Genomic DNA, 21,005 nt, shown 5'->3' with positions numbered 1-21,005 from the left:
TCGGCATGGGTGAGACCGACGCAGTGCTGACTCTGACCGACGACCGGGCGAAGGTTGCGGGTGACCTGATCCGGGCGATCGCGGGGGACGAGGCACGCCTGCGGACGGATCAGGAGACCGCGGTTGCCGCGTTGTGTGAGGCGGCGGCGCGGGTGCTCGTGGTTCAGGCGACCGGCTGGGGAAAGTCCGCGGTCTACTGGGCCGCGACGGCGATCCGCCGAGCCGAGGGTTTCGGCCCAACGCTGGTGGTCTCACCGCTGCTCTCACTGATGCGTGACCAGGTCGCCGCCGCGGGCCGCGCGGGCCTCCGCGCCGCGACGCTGAACTCGAACAACATCGACGAATGGTCGAACATCGAGCACGACCTGCGCTCCGGCGCGATCGACGTCCTGCTGGTCTCCCCGGAGCGCCTGGCGAACCCGGGCTTCGGACGGCGCGTGTTGGACAGTCTGGCCGGGGAGATCGGTCTGCTGGTCATCGACGAAGCGCACGCGGTGTCGGACTGGGGTCACGACTTTCGCCCGGACTACCGCCGCGTGTCCGAGGTGCTGCAGCGCCTGAACCCAAAGACGCCGGTGCTCGCGACGACCGCGACCGCCAACTCGCGCGTGACGGAGGACGTCGCGAAGCAGCTCGGTGAGTCGACCTTGGTACTGCGTGGCCCGCTGGCGCGATCGAGTCTGCAGCTCGCTGTCGTGGACGCGCTGTCGCCGCTGGACCGGTTCGCCTGGGTAGTCGACGTACTGCCGACGCTTCCCGGGTCGGGGATCGTGTACGCGTTGACCGTCGCCGACGCGCAACGGCTGGCCGCGGTGATCCAGGAGGTCCACGGGCGGGATGTACCGGTCGCGGCGTACACAGGTCAGTTGGAGGCGGGGGAGCGGGAGCGGCTCGAGGACGCGCTACGCGCCAACCAGTTGAAGGCGTTGATCGCGACGTCGGCCTTGGGGATGGGGTACGACAAGCCGGATCTCGGATTCGTCGTGCATGTCGGGTCGCCGCCCTCACCGGTCTCGTACTACCAGCAGGTCGGCCGTGCTGGCCGCGGCATCGATCACGCGGTGGTGGCGTTGCTGCCGTCCGACGCGGATGCGGGCGTGTGGGACTACTTCGCGACTGCGACGATCCCGGTGCCGGAGAACGTGCAGCGGTTGCTGCGGGCGTTGGAGGGCTACGGGCCGGACCAGCCCGCGACCGTGCCGGCGTTGGAGGCCGAGACCGGACTGCGCCGGACCCGAGTCGAGCTGATGCTGAAGCAACTCGCTGTCGACGGCGCGGTCGACCGGGTCGAGCGCGGCTGGGTCCGGACCGGCGCCGAGTGGACGTTCGACGCGGCGCACTACGACGGCATCGTGTCGGTACGACGGCGCGAGGCCGACATCATGCGCGCGTACACCCGCGGCGATCGTTGTCTGATGCAACTTCTCCAGGAGTCGCTGGACGATCCGTCGGCGGAGCCCTGCGGCCGCTGCTCGGTGTGCCTGGGGGTGCTGCCCGAGCCGTTGGTGGAGCGCCCCGATCCGGAGACCGTCGCGACCATCACGCGGTCGCTGCGCGGCGAAGTCCACGTCCTGGAGACGCGGAAGATGTGGCCGGGCGGCGCGTTCGGCGCCCGCGGGAAGATCCCACCCGCCCTCTCCGCCGAGCCTGGCCGCATCGTCGTGTACGCCGACGCGCCCGAGTGGCGCGAGGTGTTGCAGCGTGCGTTCAGCGGCTCGCCTGCGCCCGATGCTGTCGAGGCGTTACAGGCCGGTGCCGTCGCGGCACTGTCCAAGTGGCGTGGTTCGTGGTCGGCGCGGCCCGATGTCGTCGTACCGCTCCCTGCCGGGGGCTACCGGGAGCTCACGTCCGCGGTTGCCGATCACGTTGCCGGGGTGGGCCGGTTGGAGCGGGCGGAGCTGACCATCGACCGGACCGGCTACACCGACGACCTGTCGTCGGCCGAGGAGGCGAAGGTCTGGCGGGACGGCATCCAGGTGGACGGCGCCACGGCTCAGGCCGTCGCGGAACGCACTGTGCTCCTACTCGTCGACTCCACGTCGTCCCAATGGCCGGTCACGGTAGCCACGGCGAAACTTCGCGAAGCAGGTGCGGCCGCAGTTCTCCCGCTCGTGATCCACAAGCGTCCTTAGGAGGCTCGCCAGCTTTCGAGCGTGCTGGTCCACTCGCGGTTCGCCTCGACGAGTTGGGCGAGGACTTCGGGCTCCGAGCTGGAGAGGTCCTGGGTTTCGCCTGGGTCCTCGATGAGGTTGAAGAGGTGCCGGCCGGGAGTCTGCGGGGCGCCGAGGCGTTCGGCCGGGTCGGTGACGAGCTTCCACGGGCCGCGGCGGATGGCCTGTTGTCCGGCGTACTGCCAGGTGAGGGTGCGCTCAGGATCATTGCCGGTGAAGAGTGCGGTGCCGTCGACATCGGCCGGTGGGGTGAGGCCGGCTGCGGTCAGCACCGTCGGTGTCACGTCCATCATCATCGCGGGCTCGCCGGACGTGACGCCCGACGGCAGCGTCGACGGCCAGGACCAGATGCCGGGGACCCGGATCCCGCCCTCGAACAACGACCCCTTGTGGCCGCGCAGTCCGCCGGTCGAGCCGCCGGCGTACGCGATCTCCTCGCCGCCGAGCCAGTTGCGTTCCTCCGCCGACGGCCCGTTGTCCGACGAGAAGAAGATGATCGTGTCGTCCAGCCGCCCGGTCCGCTCCAACGCCTCGACGATCCGCCCGACGCCGTCGTCCACCCGGCTGACCATCGCCGCCATCACCTGCTGGTCCCACGGCAGGTCCGCGTACTGCGCCATCGCGTCAGCCGGCGCGTGCATCGGGTAGTGCGGCGCGTTGTACGCGACGTAACAGAGGAACGGATCGCTGACGTCCGTGATGAAGTCGACCGCGCGATCCGTGATCAGGTCGGTCAGGTAGTCGCCGTTGTGCCAGACCTCGTCGTCGTCCGACCACAGATCGTGCAGCGGGTTCCGCACACCCCAGTACATGATGTGCGAGTAGTAGTCGACGCATCCGGCCCGGAACCCGAAGTGGTGGTCGAACCCGAACCGGAGCGGTGCCGACCCGGCCTCGACGCCGAGATGCCACTTGCCGAACACCGCCGTACGCCAGCCGGCCGACGACAGCGCCGACGCGAGCGTGGACTGCGGCGGCAGACCGTGCGTGTCCCGCTGCGCGCCGAGGATCGACTCGACTCCGGCGTGCGCCGGATGCCGGCCGGTCAGCAGCGCGGCCCGCGACGGCGAGCAGACGGGGGAGTTCGAGTACCAGTCGGTCATCCGCACGCCGCGCGCGGCCAGCGCGTCGAGGTGCGGCGTACGGATGTCCGGGCTGCCGTAGCAGCCGAGGTCGCCCCAGCCGAGGTCGTCGGTGTAGATGATCACGATGTTCGGACGGGGCACGCGGACTCCTACTGCAGGCTGGCGACAGATGTCTCCAGCAAGGATTTCAGGTCCGCCAGCAGGGCCGGCCAGCCGTCCTGGATCATGGTCCGGATCGTGCTGTCCGGTTCGAAGCCGCTGTGGATCACCGTGAGCTTCACCTGGCCGTCGGCCGGCTCGAGCTCGAACGTTGCCGTCGACAACGGCTCGCGGCTGATCCGGTCGTACGTCGCCTCGTCGATCTCGTACTTCTTCGCGAACTCCGGGGTCATGTGGTGCCAGGCGTAGGACAGTCGCGTGTACGGCGTGTGCTCGACCACCACCTGCCCCGGTCCGGAGATCACGACATCGCCCTGGTGCCACACCATCGGGGAACCGGGTTTCCAGTCGGTCTCGTGGTGGAGCTGCCAGTACTGCTCGGTGAACGCCGGGTCGGTCAGCGCCTGCCACAACCGCTCGGGCGTGGTCCGGATGTACGTGGTGTAAACGAAGTCGTTGTCTGTCACTTCAGCCTCCAAAGCCGTCTTGAGGTCGGCGAACAGCTGAACCCGCCGACGGTCGTACTGGTTGATCCAGCGATCGGCGATGGCGTTGATCGGCTCCGCGTTCAGGTGATGCAGCTTCTCGCGGCCGCGCCATACGGTGCTGACGAGGTTCGCGCTCTCGAGTACGGCGAGATGCTTGCTCACGGACTGTCGCGCCATGTCGAGCTCGGCGCACAGCTCACGCAGGGTCTGCCCGTTGCGCAGGTTCAGCAGATCGAGCAGCCGTCGCCGGCTGGGATCTGCGAGCGCCCGGAACACCTCGTCGTCCATCGCACTCCGATCGCCTCATGCAGCCGTCTGGCTGCCTTTCTAACATAGGCAGCCGAATGGCTGCCTGTCAAGGAACCCGATTGACGCCCGCGCGAGGATGAGGAGGTGGAGATCGTGAGCCTGGGCTACCGGACCGACCTGTTGCTGCTGCAGCTGAGTGGAAGCACCTTCTACGACACCGGCGAGTACGTCGTGATCCGTACGCCGGCCAACCCCGGCTTCTGGTGGGGCAACTTCCTGCTGTACCGCACGCCCTTCGCTCCGGACGACGCCAAGATCCGCCTCGACGACTTCCGCCGGGAGTTCCCGGACGCGGACCACGTTGCCATCGGCATCGATACCGTCGACGGCGAGATCGGGGCGGTGGACGAGCTGACCGCCGCCGGATTCACGGTCGACGGCAGTGTCGTGATGACGGCGGATCGGGTCCTGCAACCGCAGCGGCCCAACGCGGACTCGACGTATCGCTTCCTGAGTGGTGACGACGACTGGGAGCAGCTGTACCACCAGAGCCTCGCCACCGCGTCCATGACGGTCGACGCGGAGTACGAGGAGTTCACCCGGCGCAGGTTGGCGGCGAAGCGCGAGCTGGTCGACGCCGGTCACGGGAAGTGGTTCGGCGCGTTCGACGGGGATCGGCTCCAGAGTGCGCTCGGGTTGATGTTCGACGGCAGGGGGCTGGCCCGGTTCCAGGATGTGCAGACGTCCCCGGAGGACCGTGGTCGCGGGCTGGCGACCACGCTCGTCCACCACGCGTCGACGTACGGGCTGACCGAAGGCGGTGCGCGGACCCTGGTGATGGTCGCGGATCCGGAGTACCTCGCGATCCGGATCTATCGCTCGCTCGGATTCACCGACTCGGAGACCCAGCTCGGGTTCGCGAAGCCGCCTGCCTGACCCCGCATGAAACAGTAGACCCATGACTGACGGACGTGGGGTTGTGCTGGTCACCGGTGGAAGTCGTGGGATCGGCGCGGCCGCGTCGCTCGCGCTCGCGGCGGACGGCTGGGACGTCGGGGTCAACTACCGGACGCAGGCCGACGAAGCCGCACAGGTCGTGAAGGCCTGCGAGGAACGCGGCGGGCGTGCGATCGCCGTCCAGGCGGACGTTACCGAGGCCGGTCAGATCGAGCGGCTCTTCGACACGGTCACCGCGGAGCTGGGCCCGATCAGCGCGGTGATCAACAACGCCGGCGTCGTCTCGCCGGCCGGCCGAGTCGCGGAGTACGACGCCGAACGCCTTGAGCGGGTGTTCCGGATCAACGCGATCAGCGCGTTCCTCGTCGCCGGCGCCGCGGTCCGCCGGATGTCGACGGCGTACGGCGGCGACGGTGGCGTGATCGTCAACATCTCCTCGCGCGCCGCGGTGCTCGGATCGGGCGGCGAGTACGTCGACTATGCGGCGAGCAAGGCCGCCGTCGACGCGCTGACGACCGGCTTGGCGAATGAGGTCGCGAAGGAGGGTGTCCGCGTCCTCGGGGTCCGGCCCGGCCTGATCCAGACCGACATCCACGAGCCCGGCCGCCTGGACCGTCTCGGCGCCACCCCGCCACTGGCCCGCCCCGGCAAGCCGGAAGAGGTAGCCGAGGTCATCGCCTTCCTGGCCTCCACCCGCTCCTCGTACATGACCGGTACGACGGTCGACGTCTCGGGCGGCCGGTAGCGGATGGGACTGCGGCCGGTGGATCTGGCGCGGCGGGCGGGTGTCTCGACGCAGTTGGTGCGGAACTACGAGGCGGCTGGGATTCTGCCGGCTGCGCCTCGGTCGGAGACTGGGTACCGGCAGTACGGGCCTGAGCATGTGGCGGCGTTGTTGACGTATCGCGCGCTCGCGCCGGGGTTCGGCGCCGAGACCGCCACGGAGATCATGCGCGCTGTCCACAACGGCGACGAGGCGCTCGCCTACAGACTGGTGGACGCGGCCCACGCCGCCCTGCACGAGCAGCGACTCGCCACCGACGCCGCCAGTGAGGCCCTCGGCGCGCTGGCCGCGGAGTACGTCGACGAGCAGCCCGTCACCGGTCCATCCCTACTCGTCGGCGAACTCGCCCACCGCCTGGGCATCCGTACGTCGGCCCTCCGCGTCTGGGAGGCCGCGGGCCTGCTCGCGCCGACCCGGGAACCGGGCACGAAGTACCGGCGGTACGGCCCCGAGGAAGTGCGCGACGCGCGGATCATCCACATGCTCCGCCAGGGCCGGTACTACTTCGAGCAGATCAGGCCGGTCCTGGACGGCCTGCGCCGTACCGGCAGCACCGACGCCCTACGCACGGCGATCGCCGAACGCCGCGCCGCCCACGACCGCCAAACGAAGGCGATGCTCCACGGCGCCGCCCTCCTCCACCAACTCATCGACGACCTTGAGCACGCACCAACCGTTGCGGCGCCGGCTTGATGGTTGGTGGGTGCTCAAAGTTGGCGTGGTACGGCGAGGTGGGTTGGGGTTGATCGGCCGCGGACGGTGACTTCGTCGCCGGGGTGCCAGTGCTCGGCCTCGGCGGGGGCGGACTCGGCGACCGCGGTCATCGACGCGATGAGTCGGCCGGGCGCGGTCTTGGCCAGCTCGCTCAGTCGCGCCGCCTCGTTCACCGGGTCGCCGATCACGGTGTACTCATGCCGCCGTACGTCGCCCACCGTGCCGGCCACCACGATCCCCGCCGTGACGCCGATCCCGGCGGTTGCCTCCGGCAACTCGTCGGCGAGCCGCCGGGACAGCTCCCGCCCCGCGGTGAGAGCGCTGCCTGCCGGATCGGCCAGCTCGGCCGGCGCCCCGAAGACCGCCAGCACCGCGTCACCCGCGAACTTGTTCACAAACCCGCCCTGCCGGTCCACCTCGGCCACCACCAGCGCGAAGAACCGGTTGAGCAACTGCACGACCTCGGCCGGCGGCCGCTGCGCCGCCAGCTCGGTCGAACCGACCAGGTCGACGAACAGCACCGCGGCGTACCGCTCCTCGCCGCCGAGGCTGTCGCTGGTCAGCGCCTCCTGCACGACGTCAGGCCCGACGTACCGCCCGAACAGGTCCCGGATCCGCTCCCGCTCGCGCAGCCCGTCCGCCATCCGGTTGAACCCGGCCTGCAGCGACCCCAGCTCGGTGCCGTCGAAGACCGGGATGCTCACGTCGAGGCGCCCCTCGCCGATCAGGTTCAACGCGTCCCGCACCGACCGCACCGGCGCCACCACCGACTTGGCCGACAACCAGGTGAGGAGGCAACCGTTGCCGAGCGCCACGATGCCCAGGGCAAGAATCACGACCGAGAGTCGGGTCGAGCTGACATTGTCCTCGATCAGCGCGAGTACGGCGGCCAGCATCAGGCCCGCCACGGGTACACCGGAGCCGACCGCCCAGAAGAACACCGTGCGGGCCTTCAACCCGGCCGCGAGCAGGCGGCGCGGCGGCGGGGAGTCGACGAGCGCCCGCGCCGCGATGGGCCTCAGAGCGAACTCGGTCAGCAGGTACGAGACCGCGGAGGTGATGATCATCCCGTCGACCACGGTGAGCGCGACGCGGAGTGCGTTCTCAGGCTGCAGCACCAGCGTCATCACGGTGAACAGCACGGCCGCGCCGAGCCAGAGCAGCACCTCGATCAGCGTGAGCCGCAGCGGCAGCTGCAGCGTGGCGATCTGCTCCCGCCGGGTGGCCGGCCGCTCCAGGTCGATCCAGCGGGTGACCCGCTTCGTGAGGCGGCTGCTCCAGACGTAGCAGACCCCCATCGCGAAGACGAAGTACGCCGGGATGACGATCGTGTCGATGAGCTGGAGCTGGTCGACCAGCGACGGGCCCGGAAGCACGAAGACAGCCAGGACGAAGGTGACGAAGGCACCGATCAGGTTGGTGGCGATCGAGAACACGGTGAGCAGCAGGTGGAGACGGATCCGCAGCCGTTTCGTACTCTGGTCGGCCGGACCGAGCAGCCAGGATCCGAACGGCCGCCTTTTGAGGACCAGCTCGGGGCTCCGCTGGGACATCATGGTCCTAGTCTGCCGTGTCAGGACCGAACCAGGGTTTTGGCACGGTGGTGCGGCTGGCCCAGATTGGTCGCTCGATCCGCCCGAGAGGTAGGTAGTGTTCCTCGGACGCCTCACTCGGGGAGCATCCCTTGACGCACGATCGCCACTCCTACGCTGAGCCGAATGTGGTTCGGACCACCCACCTCGAGCTCGACATCGAGCTCGACTTCGACGAGAACGTGCTGGCCGGCAGTGCCACGCACACCCTCGCCTGGATCGGTGCGACCAGCCGGCTCGTCCTGGACACCCGCGACCTCACGGTGCTGGGTGTCGAAGGGCTGACGGCCGACGGCTGGGAGCCGCTGGAGTACAGCCTCGCGGTTCCGGACCCGGAGCTGGGCTCCGCGCTGACCATCCGGACAGCCGGCCACCCGCGGGTCAAGGTCAGTTACCGGACCGCGCCGACCGCGACCGGTCTGCAGTGGCTGGAGCCGGCGATGACCGCGGGCGGCGTGATGCCGTTCATGTTCAGCCAGTCGCAGGCGATCCACGCGCGCAGCTGGGTCCCGGTGCAGGACACGCCGAGCGTGCGGTTCAGCTACGCCGCGCACGTGACGGCGCCGCCGGAGCTGATGGTGCTGATGAGCGCCGACAACGGTACGACGTCGCGCCGTACCGGCTCGTACGACGTGGTGATGCCGGAGCCGATCCCGTCGTACCTGCTGGCGATCGCCGCGGGCGACCTGGTGTTCGAGCCGCTCGGCGAGCGGTCGGGTGTCTGGGCCGAGCCCGAGATGGCGCGGCGGGCGGCGACCGAGTTCGTCGACACCGAGGAGATGATGCGGGTCACCGAGGAGCTCTTCGGGCCGTACCGCTGGGGTCGCTACGACCTGCTCGTGCTGCCGCCGTCGTTCCCGTACGGCGGTATGGAGAACCCGCGGATGACGTTCGCGACCCCGACCGTGGTGATCGGCGACAAGTCGCTGGTCAGCGTGATCGCGCACGAGCTGGCGCACAGCTGGTCCGGCAACCTGGTCACGCAGGACAGCTGGGACGACATCTGGCTCAACGAGGGCTTCACGTCGTACGTCGAGAACCGGATCGTGGAGGCCGTCTACGGGACCGAGTTCGCGGTGATGGAGACCGCGATCAAGCAGCACGCGACCGTGGTGAAGCTGGACCCGCTGACGCCGGCCGAGCTCGCGGTGGAGCTGCCGGGCCTGCACCACCGGTCCGAGTACCACGGGACGACGTCGACCGGCCCGCTGAAGGGGTCGTGGTTCCTGTCGTGGCTGGAGGAGCGGTTCACGCGGGAGGTGTTCGATCCGTTCCTGCGCGGGTACTTCGACAGGTTCGCGTTCCGCAGCATCAACACCGACAACTTCGTGGACCACCTTCGGGAACACCTGACCGCGCCGCATCCGGGCGTGGTGACCGAGGCCGAGCTGGCCGCCTGGCTGTACGAGCCGGGGATCCCGGCCTTCGCGCAGCGCGCGGTGTCGGCCCGGTTCCAGGTCGTGGACGAGGCGCGCGGCCTGTGGCTGACGACAGGCGAGCTGCCGCACGGCGCGGAGCGGTGGACGACGCAGGAGTGGCTGCGGTTCCTCGATGCGGCTCCCGACGTACTGAGCCCGCTGCTGCTGCAGCAGCTCGACCGTGCGTTCGGCCTGACCGGTACGGCCAACGGTGAGATCGCGCGGCGCTGGTACCAGATCGTTGCCGCGAGCAGCTATGAGGCGGCGTACGCCGAGATGGCCGAGTTCCTGACCAAGGTCGGGCGGATGAAGCTCGTCCTCCCGGTGTACCAGGCGCTGGCCGGCACCGACCGTGCTTTCGCCGCGGAGGTCTTCGCCAAGGCACGCCCCGGCTACCACCCGATCACGACTGCTGCGGTGCAGAAGATCCTCGGCCAGTAGACTCGGCCAGTAGACTGGGTCGCATGATGACGCGAATTCCTGACGGGAGGATCGATCCCGCTGCTCGATGAGCGGGATCCGGGTGCGGAGCCGCAAGGAGCTCAAGCACCAACGCCGCCGCAAGTCCCACTCGTGCTGGGACCATCTACTGGTCGCGCCGCTCTGGCCGATGTACGACGTGAACCTCGGGACCCTGCTCCGTACCTGTGACGCGGTCGGCGCGTGTCTCGCCGTACCGAAGCTGCCGTGGGTGCCGGATGCGCTTGCCAAGGGCAACACGCTGCGCAGACGGACCTGCGTGCACTGGACCGGGCACGACCCGGTGCGCTGGCTGATCGATCAGCGGAGCAAACCGGACACGACGGTGATCGGGGTCGAGCTGGCCGACGAGGCGATCCGGCTGGCCGATCTGCCGCCGGCGCGGAACCGGACGATCGCCGTCCTCGGGCACGAGCGCACCGGGATCCCGCCCGAGGCGGTCGACCAGCTGGACGTCGTGGTCGAGATCCCGATGATCGGGACCGGTGCCAGTCTCAACGTCGCGGTCGCTGGTTCGCTTGTGCTCTATCGGCTGGCCGGGCTGCTATAGGTCGAGGGTGCGGCGGTGCACCTCGTACTGCGGGCGGTAGCCGAGGCGGTCGTTGGTACGCCGCATGGCCGTGTTGGTGTCGACCGTGTCGGTGAGCAGGCCGTCCAGATCGGGGAACCGGCGACGGGTCTCGTGGATCTGGGCGGCCTTCATCCACAGCGCCAGCCCGCGGCCGCGGTGGTTGGGGAGGACGGCAGTGCCGTAGTTCTGCCCGTCGCCCTTCCCGTCACCTGCGACGACGACCTCGGTGAAGCCGGCGATGCGGCCCGTGCTGTCGACCGCCGCAACGACCGAAAGGCGCTCGCCGCGTTGCTCGATCAGCTCTGCGGCGTGCCTGGTCCGCTCGACGTCCCACACGTCCACGCCGGCGTCGATCGTGCCCGACGGGGCGTCGTTCATCCCTGCGCGCGCATCGGTGAAGGTCTGCACCAGTTCGTCCGGCGGCGCACCTTCCCAGGACACCAGCCGGTAGCCCGGGACTTCCGGTACGTCGGGAGTCTTCGTCGACAGATCCAGCCGCGCGTAGATCAGCGTCAGACCGATCGTGAACCCGTGCCGCTGCAGGAAGCGGTCGCCGACCGAGTTGACGTCGACATCGGTGACCAGCGTCCGTACGTCGTGCTCGCGGGCGCCCGTGACGACGGCGCCGAGCAGCAGCGTGCCGATCCCGCGGCCGCGCTCGGCCGGGTGCACGTTGATCTCCATGTCGCCCAGGTGCGCATGCGCCTTGCGGCTGCTGAGGCGCAGGAACGCGGAGCCGACCGGCGTACCGTCGGCCTGTGCTGCCAGCCAGGCGATCCGGCGGCTGAACGGCTTGTAGTCGGGATCGGTCAGGGGAATCAGTCGGATGCTCAAGCCGTCAACATAACGCCGTCCCGGGATCACGTGCCGCGTGGCCATCGATCCGCTAGCGTGGCGCGGAGGCCGAACGGGGAGCGGGGAGAGGAGCCAGGGTGGAGCAGCCGGACGAGGACGCCCGCCGGGAGCGGATGATCCGCACGATCGGTGCCGACCACATCGCGCTCCGCGAGCAGGTCCTCGCGGAACTGCGCCGGCGGATCGTGGACGGTGAGTACCACGAGGGCGAGCGGCTGACCGAGACGCGCCTCGCGGACGACTTCGGGGTGTCACGCAATCCGGTCCGGGAAGCGCTGCGCGTGGTCGAGGCCGAAGGCTTCGTGCACATCCTGCCGCGGCGGGGCGCGGTCGTGGCGACCCTGGACGAGACCGCGGTCCGGGACCTGTTCGCCGTACGGCAGCAGCTGGAGACGCTCGCGGCCGGACTCGCGGCGGAGCGGGCGACGCCCCAGGGGATCGCGACGCTGCGCCGGCTGGTCGAGGAGGCGAACGCCGCCGCGAAGGCCGAGGACTTCGACCAGGTCGCCGAGCTCAACAGCGAGTTCCACCGGGCCGTGATCGAGGTCAGCGGGAACCGCTGGCTGCACTCGATCTCGGCCGCGATGTACCACCACGTGCACTGGGTGTTCCGGGTCGGCGCCGCCCAGCGGGCGCCGCACTCGACGGAGGAGCACATGCGGCTGGTCGAGGCGATCGAGGCAGGCGACGCGGCGGCCGCGAGTACGGCCGCCCGCCTGCACGTCGAGGCCGCGGCCAAGGCGGCACTCGGCCCGAAGGCCTGATTCAGCGCCCGACCGCGTACCCCTGCATGCCGCGCGGGTTGGCCGCGGCCGCGAGGACGCCGTCGGCCTCCTTCCGTACGGCGCACAGCCGGCCGAGGCTCCACGCATCGGACTCGGTCACGACGTGCCCACGTCGCGCGAGTTCGTCGCGGATGTCCTTGCCGACCCGGCTCTCGATCACGAGCCCACCTGGTTCCGTGGAGCGCGGGTAGAACGACGACGGGAAGCCGGTCGTGTGCCAGGCGGGCGCGTCGATCGCCTCCTGCAGGTCCAGGCCGGCGCCGAGGTGCCGGAGCAGGAAGAGCAGCTGCCACTGGTCCTGCTGGTCGCCGCCCGGCGATCCGCAGGCCATGATCGGCTCGCCGTCGCGGAGCACGAGCGTCGGCGTCAGCGTGGTGCGCGGCCGCTTGCCGGGCGCGAGCGAGGCCGGGAGCCCTTCCTCGAGCCAGAACATCTGCGCGCGGCTGCCGAGGCAGAATCCGAGCTCGGGAATCGTCGGCGACGACTGCAGCCAGCCGCCGCTGGGTGTCGCCGAGATCATGTTGCCCCAGCGGTCGACCACGTCGACGTGGCAGGTGTCGCCGCGCGTCTCACCGATCGGGGAGACGGTCGGCTCGCCGGTCGTCGCGTCGCCCGTCTCGTTGCCGGTAGCAATTGAAGCCAGCTTCGGTGTGCGCCCGTCCGGGGTGCCCGGGCGGAGGTCCAGTGCGGCGTCCGAGCCGATCAGCTTCGCGCGCTCGGCGGCGTACCCGGGGGAGAGGAGCGTGTCGAGCGGTACGTCGGCGCCGTCGCCGTACCAGGCCTCGCGGTCCGCGTACGACAGCTTCATCACCTCGACCGTCGTGTGCATGCCCTCGGCGGTGTCGAGGTCGACGTCGCCGAGTTCCGCGAGTACGGCGAGGGACTGCAGCAGGGCGGGTCCTTGGCCCCACGGACCGGTCTTGGCGACCGTGTGCCCGTTCCAGTCGTACGTCGCCGCGTCCTCCCAGGTCGCCTGGAACGCGGCCAGGTCGTCGCCCGTGATCAGGCCGGCGTGGTCCTCGCCGCTGGAGTCGCGATGCGGCAGTCGCGAGAACTTGTCGATCGTCTCAGCGACGAACCCTTCCCGCCAGGTCGTCCGCGCCCGCTCGATCTGTGTTTCCCGATCCGCCCCTGTGGCCTCAGCCACCAGCCTCTCGAGCGTCGCGGCGTACGCCGGATTGCTGAACCGGCCGGTCACCGGGCGGCCGTCCTTGAGCCAGAGCGCGGCGGACGTCGGCCAGTGCTCCTCGAAGAGCTGCTGCACGGTGCCGATGGTGTCGGCGATCCGCGGCACGAGTGGGTGCCCGTTGCGGGCGTAGTCGATCGCCGGCTCGAGTACGACGCTCAACGGCAGGGTGCCGTGGTCACGCAGCAGGAGCAGCCAGGCGTCGACCGCGCCGGGAACCGTGGCCGCGAGCGGGCCGGAGCCGGGCACCAATGTCAGGCCGAGTGACCGGTAGTGCTCGATGGTCGCACCAGCCGGCGCGACGCCCTGACCGGACAGCACCCGCGGCGCGGGGTCGTCGGCGGTCGCGATGATCGCCGGCACCTCACCGCCCGGCCCGTTGAGGTGCGGCTCGACCACGTGCAGCACGAACCCGGCCGCGGCGCCCGCGTCGAACGCGTTCCCGCCCAGCTCGAGGATCCGCATGGCCGACTGCGACGCCAGCCAATGCGTGGACGAAACCATCCCGAACGTGCCACGCAGCGTAGGCCGGGTGGTGAACGTCATGGGGCAACTCCTTCAGTCGGTCGTACGTCGGGGCCGGTGCCGTCGTCGTTGACGAGGTGGCAGGCGACCTGGTGTCCACCTTCGCCGATCGTCCGTGGTTCCGGGACGACTGTCCGGCATGTGTCCACCGCGACCGGGCAGCGGGTGTGGAAGCGGCAGCCGGGCGGTGGGTCGATCGCGGACGGGAGGTCGTCACCGAGCAGGACGGGTCGGCGGGCGCGCTGCTCGGCGGGATCGGGTACGGGCGCTGCGGACAGGAGCGCCTGCGTGTACGGGTGGGCCGGCTTCCCGAAAATCTTCGAGCGCGGCCCCTGCTCTACCAATTGCCCGAGGTACATCACCGCAACCTCGTCGGCGAGGTATTCGACCGCGGACAGGTCGTGCGTGATGAACAAGCACGCGAAGCCGAGATCGCGCTGGAGGTCGGCGAGCAGATTGAGCACGGAGGCCTGCACCGAGACGTCCAGCGCGCTCGTCGGCTCGTCCGCGACCAGCAGCCGTGGTTCGGAGATCAGCGCGCGGGCGATGCTGACCCGTTGCCGCTGACCGCCGGACAGTTCGTGTGGTGCGCGCTGCGCGACCTCCGGGCGGAGGCCGACCCGGCGCAGTGACTCGGAGACCTTGGTGGAGATGTCCTTGCGGCGCATCAGGCGGAGCGGTTCGCCGACGATGTCGCCGACGGACAGTCGCGGATCGAGCGACCCGGCCGGGTCCTGGAACACGATGGACACGTCGCGGCGGTGCGGCCGGAGCCGGCGGCGGCTGAGGTGGGTGATGTCGGCGCCGGCGAGGCGAACGGTTCCGCCGGTCGGTTCGAGCAGTCTGACGATGCAGCGGCCGACGGTCGACTTGCCGGACCCGCTCTCGCCGACGAGCGCGACGACGGAGCCTTGCCGGATCCGGAGCGTCACTCCGTCGACGGCCCGCACGGGACCGAAGTGCATGACCAGGTCCTCGACTTCGAGGGCGGTGTCCATCAGACCTCCACTGGTTCACGCACAGGGTTCCAGCACGCGACTCGATGCGGACCGTCGGTGAGCTGCGGTTGGGACGACGTACAGGTGTCGACGGCTCGTGTGCAGCGGTCGGCGAACGTACACGCGTCGGGTTGCTCGCTGAGCACCGGGACGAGGCCCGGAATCTCGTTCAGGCGCTGGGATTCCGCATGCCGTCCGGCAGCGGGGGAGGCGCCGAGCAGTCCCACCGTGTACGGGTGCTCGGGGTGAGCGAACAGGTCGTGGACCTCGGCGGTTTCCACGACGCGTCCGGCGTACATCACCGCGACCCGATCGGCGAGGTCGGCGACGACACCGAGGTCGTGCGTGATCAGCACGATGCTGGTGCCGAGGCGTTCGCGAAGACCGCGCAGTACGTCGAGGATGCCGGCCTGGATCGTGACGTCGAGGGCCGTGGTCGGCTCGTCGGCGATCAGGACCTTCGGGTCGCAGGCGACCGCCATCGCGATCATCACGCGTTGCCGCATGCCGCCGGACAGTTGGTGCGGATAGTCGCCGACGCGGCGCTCGGCGGACGGGATGCCGACGAGCTTCAGCAGCTCGATCGCGCGGGCGTGCGCAGCCTGGCGGTTCAGGCCGATATGCGTCCGCAGTACCTCGATGATCTGGTGGCCGACGGTGAACACCGGGTTCAGCGAGGTCATCGGCTCCTGGAAGATGTACGCGACCTCGCGGCCGCGGATCGAGCGGAGCGTGCGCTTGTCGGCGCCGATCAGTTCGGTGCCGTCGAGCTCGACGGAGCCGTTCACGGTCGCCGTGCGGGGGAGGAGACCCGCGATGCTCATCGCGGTGACGCTCTTGCCGCAGCCGGATTCACCGACCACCGCGAGCACCTCGCCGTCACCGACCTCGAAGCTGACCCGATCGACCGCCGACAACGGCCCGTCCTCGGTGCGGAACGTGACGGACAGATCCTTCACTGCCAGAACATGCCCATCAGTAGATGCAGTCATCGCCGGCTCGCCTTCGGGTCGAGGGCGTCGCGGAGGCTGTCGCCGACGATGTTGAACGCCAGCGTGAGCAGCATGATCGCGACACCCGGCATCACCGCGGCCCACGGCGCCCGGGACGCGAACTGCTGCGCGTCGGCGAGCATCGTGCCGAGGCTCGGCGCGGGGGGCTGGATGCCGAGGCCGAGGAACGACAGCACGGCCTCGCCGAGGATCGCCGCCGGGATACCGACGGTGGCCTGGACGATGATCGCGGAGCCGGCGTTCGGGAAGATGTGCCGGCCCAGCACCCAGGCGTCGCTCGCGCCTTCGACGATCGCCGCGGCGACGAAGTCCAGCGACTTGATCCGCAGCGTCTCGGACCGGACGATCCGGATCATGCCGGGGATCTGCGCGATGCCGATCGCGATCGCCGCGTTGCCGAGGCTCGCGCCGCGGATCGCGGCCAGCCCGACCGCGAGGATCAGGAACGGGAACGCCAGCACCAGGTCGGTCAGCCGCGAGATCAGCGCGTCGACGGGCCGGAAGTACCCGGCGATCAGCCCGAGCGGTACGCCGACCACGAGCGAGAACGCGACCGCGAGGACGCCGACGTGCAAGGACGCCCGGAGCCCGAACATGATCCGCGAGAGCACATCGCGGCCGAGGTCGTCGGTGCCCAGCAGGTAGCCGGCGGTGCCTGGCGGCGCGAACGCGCGATCGAGGGCGGTCTGGGTGGGCTCGTGCGGGGCCAACCAGTTCGCGAACACCGCGAGGATCACCGCGATCGCTAGCACTGCTAGCCCGGTGAGAGCGAGCGGGTTGTGCAAGATCCGGCGTACCACTCGGCGGCGGTTGCTGCGGAGCGGGGCCGCCGTCAAAGCTTCGGCAACTGCCATCACGCCTCACCTCGTACGCGGATCCGCGGGTCGATGACGGAGTACAGGAGATCGACCAGCAGGTTGATGACGATGTACGCCGTCGCGGTCACCAGGACGACCGCCTGGATGACGGGGTAGTCGCGCTGGAAGACGGCGTCGACGGTCAGCTTGCCGAAACCGGGGAGCGCGAAGATCCGTTCGGTGACGACCGCGCCGGAGATCAGCGCGCCCAGTTGGAGGCCGACGATCGTCACGACCACGATCAGGCTGTTGCGCAGGGCATGCTTTCCGACGACGGCCTTGGGCGAGAGGCCCTTGGCTTCCGCCGTACGGATGTAGTCGGCCGAGAGGGCGTCGAGCATCGACGACCTGGTCTGGCGCATGATCACGGCGGAGAGGCCGGTGCCGAGGATCAGCGCCGGGAGGATCAGGTGATGGAGGTTCGCCACCGGGTTGGTGAAGAACGGGACGAAACCCGAGGCGGGGAAGAGGCCGAGGGCAACGGACAGGTACAGGATCGCCATCAGCCCGAGCCAGAAGTGCGGCACCGACAGTCCTAGCAGTGCTAGCGCGTTCGCGGCCCATTCCGCCGGACGCCCACGACGTACGGCGGCGATCACCCCGGCCCCGACCCCGATCACGCTCGCGATCAGGATCGCCAGCACCGACAGCTCGATCGTCACCGGCAGCGCGCTGACGATCATCGAGCGCACCGGCGTACCGGTCCGGATCGACTGCCCGAGATCACCGCGCGCCGCATGACTCACGAACTGCCAGAACTGCACGAGCCACGACTGGTCCAGCCCGTACTGCTGCCGGATCGCCCGCAGCGACTCCGGATCCCGATCCTCACCCGCAAGCGCCAGCGCCGGATCGCCCGGCAACGCCCGCACCCCGGCGAACACCACGATCGTCGCGAGCACGAGCGTCACCGCGGACTGCCACAACCGATTGAGCAGGTACCGCCTCACTTCGCGAATCCTGCGAAGGCCGTTCGGATCACGCCGTCCGGGTAGACCTGGATGCCGAGGAGCTTCTTGGAGACGCCGGTCAGGTTGCGCTGGCGGTACATGTAGATGATCGGGTCGTCCTGCTGCAGCAAGGTGGTGACCTGGCCGTAGAGCTTCACGCGCTCGGCCTGGTCCGTGGACTGGCGCGCGTCGGTGAGCAGCTTGTCGAGGGCCGGGTTGCTGTAGCCGGAGACGTTCTGGCTGCCGGTGGTGCCGACGAAGTTGTAGATGTTCGCGTCCGGGTCGACCCGGCCCGACCAGCCGAGCTGCAGGAGCTCGAAGTCACCACGGTCCTGCTGGTCCAGCAGAGCGGCGTACTCGACCGGCTTGATGACCAGGTCGAACCCGGCGTCCTTCACCATCCCCTGCAGCGCCTGCGCGAGCCGCAGACTGTCCGGGTTGTTCGACGTGACCATCTCGACCTTGTACGGCGTGGTCACGCCGGCGTCGGCCAGCAACTGCTTGGCCTTCGCGGGATCGTGCGCCGGGCAGACCTGCGCCGCGTCGGAGGTGAACTCGCTCTTCGGCGAGATCGGCGAGCAGGCGACCGTGTTGAGCCCGTTGAAGATCGACTTCACGAGCGCTTCCCGGTCGATGGCCAGCGCCAGCGCCTGCCGGACCTTCGGGTCCTTCGCGATCGGGGTGTCGAGCGGCTTCATCGGGTTGCCGACCCCGTTGGCGTTCCCAACGTTGATGGTCAGGCCCTGGTACCCGAGCGACTGCGACTGCAGCACGCTGACGCTGTCGTCCTTCTGCAGCGTCGGCGCGTCCTGCGACGACAACGAGTCCGCGACCTGCGCGTCGCCGGACTTCAGGTTCGCCGAGCGGATGCTGGAGTCGGTGATGATCCGGTACTCGATCGCGTCCAGGTGCACCTTGGCGGCGTCGTAGTACTGCGGGTCCTTGACGACCTTGATCGAGTTCTGCGCGACCCGGCTGGCGAACTTGAACGGGCCGACGCAGACCGGCGCGCTGGAGAAGTTCGCACCGAGCTTCGCGACCGCGGCCGGGCTGAGCACCATCCCGGCCCGGTCGGCCAGCGCGGCGGCCAGCGGGGCGAACGGCTTCGAGAGCTTGATGACGACGGTCTTCGGGTCCGGCGTCTCGATCGAGGTGACCGGGCCGAGCTCGCTCTTGCGCGCCGAGCCGGCCAGCGTGAGATCCCGGTTCAGCGAGATCTTGACCGCGTTCGAGTCGAACGTGCCGCCGTCGGCGAACTTCACGCCCTCCTTCAGCGGGATCGTCAGGCTGAGTCCGTCGGGCGAGATCGTCGGCAGCGCGGTCGCGAGCTGCGGGACCAGCTTCGCGTCCGGGCCGAGGTCGTACAGCTTCTCGCACATGGTGTGGAAGACGTACCGCGAGTACAGGCTGCGCGACAGCGTCGGGTCGAGCTTGTCCGGGTCGGCGGACAGCGCGACCGTCAGCGTGCCGCCCTGCTTCACCTGCGCGGCGTCGGCCGCCTCGCCGAACACGTCCTGCCCGGCTGACGACTGACCGCTCGTCGGATTGTCACCGCCGGCCGGCTCGACCGGCGAGCAGGCCGTCCCGACCAGGGCCACCGCAACGACGGCCGCGCCGATCCCAGCCGCGGTACGGCGGCGGGTGCCGGAGATGAAACGGTTCAGTGCGAGTCGACGAGTCATCGCGGTAGCTCCTGGGTAGGCGGGTTCTTGTCGACTGTTTCATGTATACAAGGCACGTGCGCAAGTGATTCGGCGAGTTTGTCTGAACCTTTTACTACCGCCGGACCGCGTTCAGCCGGTGACCGGGTAGGTGAGCGTTCCGGTCGGGACCGTGTGGTTGCCGAGAGCAATCGCCATCAGGTTCGGCCCGTCGTACTGCGGATGGTGAATGCCGAACCCGGTGGCCTGCCGGAAACCGAACCGCGGGTAGTACTCCGCGTGGCCGAGGACGACCGCCGCAGGCTCGGGCCGGTCACGCGCCGTCGCCAAAGCGGCTCGTACGGCGGCCCCGCCGGCGCCTTGCCGTTGGTACGCCGGAAGCACGGCGACCGGCCCGAGCGAGAGGACCGGTACGTCGTCGACGTGACAACGCGTGAGGAGTGCGTAGGCGATCGGCTCGTCGTCGGACGTGGTCGCGACGAACGACAGCCCGGGAATCCAGGCGACCGGGTCGGCGCGGAGCGCGTCCAGGAAGTCGACCTCGAACTGCCGTCCGAAGGCGTCGCGGGTCAGGTCGCGGAGAGGTGCGAGGTCGGACAGAGTCTCGACACGGGTGTTCCAGGTGATGGACAACGGAGGTCCCTTTCGGAGGTTCAGCGGATGAGTTGAATGACCGATGGCGCTGCCGGGCGTGCCGCAGCGCGGGCTGACGCGGTCATCAACTCACCTCCTCCATCTCCGAAGTCGCGACCAACTTTAACCGAGTGCGACGCGTCTATCACCCTGAATTCGTCAGCTGAACAAGGGGTCTTCAGTGAACGTGAACCGCAAGCGTGCAGGCAGTTGGAGAAGGTATGCCCTGGGGGCCGGCGCAGTCGCCGCACTGCTGACAACCGCTGCGTGCGGCTCAGCCAATGCGTCGGACGGAAGCAAGCCCTCGGACCAGCAGAGCACCACGAGCTCGACACCTACCGCACCGACCTCGTCGAGTCCGGTGGAGTCGACGGAACCGGCAGCAGCGACAGCGACTGCTACGCCGTCGAAGAAGCCCACCGCCGACGCCAGCGTCGACCTCTGCACCATGGCCGACCTGTCTTTCACCGCCACGAACTACGACGCGCCGGGCGAAGACGTTCGGCACCTCATGCTCGTGGCGACGAACAAGAGCGCCAAGAAGTGCGACGTACAGAACTATCCCGAGGTCACTCTCGGCAACGCCAAGGGCCACGCCCCGGTCAAGCAGGGGACCGACGCCGGCGAGGCAGTCACCCTCGCTCCCGGCGCGAAGGCGTACGCCGGCGTGCTCGCCACCGGCGGCCAGATGGACACCTATCCCGTGAAGTTCATGACCGTCGGCCTCGGCAGCCCCGGCGGCGAGGCCGAGGCGGAGAAGCCGGTCAGGGTGAAGATGCCTGTCACCTCTTTCGAGGCCGACGACGGCCAGCGCGTCACGTACTGGGCGGGCACCGAGGGCCTCGCCATGCGTCCCGTCACCCAGTCCTGACTC

At 69.5% G+C, this 21,005-nt stretch carries 20 protein-coding genes; 8 read left to right on the top strand and 12 right to left on the bottom strand.

Annotation, left to right across the window (positions count from 1 at the left end):
- The first annotated feature begins 5 nt into the window (after window positions 1-5).
- Entirely contained in the window at window positions 6-2,132 is a 2,127-nt protein-coding gene (locus tag OHB24_RS33970) for a RecQ family ATP-dependent DNA helicase (RefSeq protein WP_327634982.1), read from the top strand.
- On the opposite strand, the gene OHB24_RS33965 is transcribed toward OHB24_RS33970, so the two are convergent.
- Entirely contained in the window at window positions 2,129-3,397 is a 1,269-nt protein-coding gene (locus OHB24_RS33965) for a sulfatase-like hydrolase/transferase (protein ID WP_327634981.1), read from the bottom strand. The two genes, OHB24_RS33970 and OHB24_RS33965, sit on opposite strands and share 4 nt — an antisense overlap.
- Before the next feature lie 8 nt (window positions 3,398-3,405).
- Window positions 3,406-4,191, bottom strand: a complete 786-nt coding sequence (locus OHB24_RS33960; RefSeq protein WP_327634980.1) for an ArsR/SmtB family transcription factor — start codon at window positions 4,189-4,191, stop codon at window positions 3,406-3,408.
- A 105-nt stretch (window positions 4,192-4,296) separates the two neighbouring features.
- Between OHB24_RS33960 and OHB24_RS33955 the strand changes: the two genes are divergently transcribed.
- Genes OHB24_RS33955 through OHB24_RS33945 form a run of 3 tightly spaced genes read left to right on the top strand, consistent with a single transcriptional unit; the run spans window position 4,297 to window position 6,586 of the window.
- Entirely contained in the window at window positions 4,297-5,088 is a 792-nt protein-coding gene (locus tag OHB24_RS33955) for a GNAT family N-acetyltransferase (protein WP_327634979.1), read from the top strand.
- Between the two features lie 22 nt (window positions 5,089-5,110).
- A complete protein-coding gene (locus OHB24_RS33950) occupies window positions 5,111-5,854 on the top strand; it encodes an SDR family oxidoreductase (RefSeq protein WP_327634978.1) in 744 nt (247 codons plus the stop codon).
- A gap of 3 nt (window positions 5,855-5,857) precedes the next feature.
- A complete protein-coding gene (locus tag OHB24_RS33945; protein WP_327634977.1) occupies window positions 5,858-6,586 on the top strand; it encodes a MerR family transcriptional regulator in 729 nt (242 codons plus the stop codon).
- A 14-nt stretch (window positions 6,587-6,600) separates the two neighbouring features.
- Here OHB24_RS33945 and OHB24_RS33940 read toward each other — a convergent pair whose 3' ends face one another.
- Window positions 6,601-8,163, bottom strand: coding sequence for an adenylate/guanylate cyclase domain-containing protein (locus tag OHB24_RS33940; protein ID WP_327634976.1), 1,563 nt, complete (start codon window positions 8,161-8,163; stop codon window positions 6,601-6,603).
- A 164-nt stretch (window positions 8,164-8,327) separates the two neighbouring features.
- Between OHB24_RS33940 and OHB24_RS33935 the strand changes: the two genes are divergently transcribed.
- A complete protein-coding gene (locus tag OHB24_RS33935; RefSeq protein WP_327634975.1) occupies window positions 8,328-10,058 on the top strand; it encodes a M1 family metallopeptidase in 1,731 nt (576 codons plus the stop codon).
- A gap of 67 nt (window positions 10,059-10,125) precedes the next feature.
- Window positions 10,126-10,647, top strand: a complete 522-nt coding sequence (locus OHB24_RS33930) for a TrmH family RNA methyltransferase (protein ID WP_327634974.1) — start codon at window positions 10,126-10,128, stop codon at window positions 10,645-10,647.
- Here OHB24_RS33930 and OHB24_RS33925 read toward each other — a convergent pair.
- Window positions 10,642-11,502 (bottom strand): GNAT family N-acetyltransferase, encoded by an 861-nt coding sequence (locus tag OHB24_RS33925; protein ID WP_327634973.1) that lies wholly within the window; start codon window positions 11,500-11,502, stop codon window positions 10,642-10,644. The genes OHB24_RS33930 and OHB24_RS33925 overlap by 6 nt on opposite strands.
- Window positions 11,503-11,600: 98 nt before the next feature.
- On the opposite strand from OHB24_RS33925, the gene OHB24_RS33920 reads away from it, so the two are divergent.
- Window positions 11,601-12,287 carry a GntR family transcriptional regulator gene (locus tag OHB24_RS33920; RefSeq protein ID WP_327634972.1) on the top strand — a complete coding sequence of 229 codons (687 nt, stop codon included), beginning with the start codon at window positions 11,601-11,603 and terminating at the stop codon, window positions 12,285-12,287.
- A gap of 1 nt (window position 12,288) precedes the next feature.
- Here the strand turns inward: OHB24_RS33920 and OHB24_RS33915 are convergent, their stop codons facing one another.
- The 8 genes from OHB24_RS33915 to OHB24_RS33880 form a co-directional block, all read right to left on the bottom strand.
- Window positions 12,289-14,040 carry a gamma-glutamyltransferase family protein gene (locus OHB24_RS33915; RefSeq protein ID WP_327634971.1) on the bottom strand — a complete coding sequence of 584 codons (1,752 nt, stop codon included), beginning with the start codon at window positions 14,038-14,040 and terminating at the stop codon, window positions 12,289-12,291.
- Complete coding sequence (locus tag OHB24_RS33910) at window positions 14,037-15,017, bottom strand: ABC transporter ATP-binding protein (protein WP_327634970.1); 981 nt, start codon at window positions 15,015-15,017, stop codon at window positions 14,037-14,039. Before OHB24_RS33910 ends, OHB24_RS33915 begins: the two co-directional genes overlap by 4 nt.
- Window positions 15,017-15,976 carry an ABC transporter ATP-binding protein gene (locus OHB24_RS33905; protein ID WP_327634969.1) on the bottom strand — a complete coding sequence of 320 codons (960 nt, stop codon included), beginning with the start codon at window positions 15,974-15,976 and terminating at the stop codon, window positions 15,017-15,019. The genes OHB24_RS33910 and OHB24_RS33905 overlap by 1 nt, the downstream gene beginning before the upstream one ends.
- A gap of 29 nt (window positions 15,977-16,005) precedes the next feature.
- Window positions 16,006-16,884, bottom strand: coding sequence for an ABC transporter permease (locus OHB24_RS33900; protein WP_327634968.1), 879 nt, complete (start codon window positions 16,882-16,884; stop codon window positions 16,006-16,008).
- Entirely contained in the window at window positions 16,884-17,837 is a 954-nt protein-coding gene (locus OHB24_RS33895; protein ID WP_327634967.1) for an ABC transporter permease, read from the bottom strand. The genes OHB24_RS33900 and OHB24_RS33895 overlap by 1 nt, the downstream gene beginning before the upstream one ends.
- Window positions 17,834-19,519 (bottom strand): ABC transporter substrate-binding protein, encoded by a 1,686-nt coding sequence (locus tag OHB24_RS33890; RefSeq protein WP_327634966.1) that lies wholly within the window; start codon window positions 19,517-19,519, stop codon window positions 17,834-17,836. Before OHB24_RS33890 ends, OHB24_RS33895 begins: the two co-directional genes overlap by 4 nt.
- 111 nt (window positions 19,520-19,630) lie before the next feature.
- Window positions 19,631-20,131 carry a GNAT family N-acetyltransferase gene (locus tag OHB24_RS33885; RefSeq protein ID WP_327634965.1) on the bottom strand — a complete coding sequence of 167 codons (501 nt, stop codon included), beginning with the start codon at window positions 20,129-20,131 and terminating at the stop codon, window positions 19,631-19,633.
- 159 nt (window positions 20,132-20,290) lie between these two features.
- Window positions 20,291-20,581 carry a hypothetical protein gene (locus OHB24_RS33880; protein WP_327634964.1) on the bottom strand — a complete coding sequence of 97 codons (291 nt, stop codon included), beginning with the start codon at window positions 20,579-20,581 and terminating at the stop codon, window positions 20,291-20,293.
- Between OHB24_RS33880 and OHB24_RS33875 the strand changes: the two genes are divergently transcribed.
- On the top strand, window positions 20,580-21,002 hold the full coding sequence (locus tag OHB24_RS33875; RefSeq protein WP_327634963.1) for a DUF4232 domain-containing protein: 423 nt from the start codon (window positions 20,580-20,582) through the stop codon (window positions 21,000-21,002). The two genes, OHB24_RS33880 and OHB24_RS33875, sit on opposite strands and share 2 nt — an antisense overlap.
- Window positions 21,003-21,005 lie beyond the last annotated feature (3 nt).

The organism is Kribbella sp. NBC_00482 (genome assembly GCF_036013725.1).
In the GTDB taxonomy this organism is placed as follows: Bacteria; Actinomycetota; Actinomycetes; order Propionibacteriales; family Kribbellaceae; genus Kribbella.
This window is presented reverse-complemented; position numbering and strand designations above follow the sequence as displayed.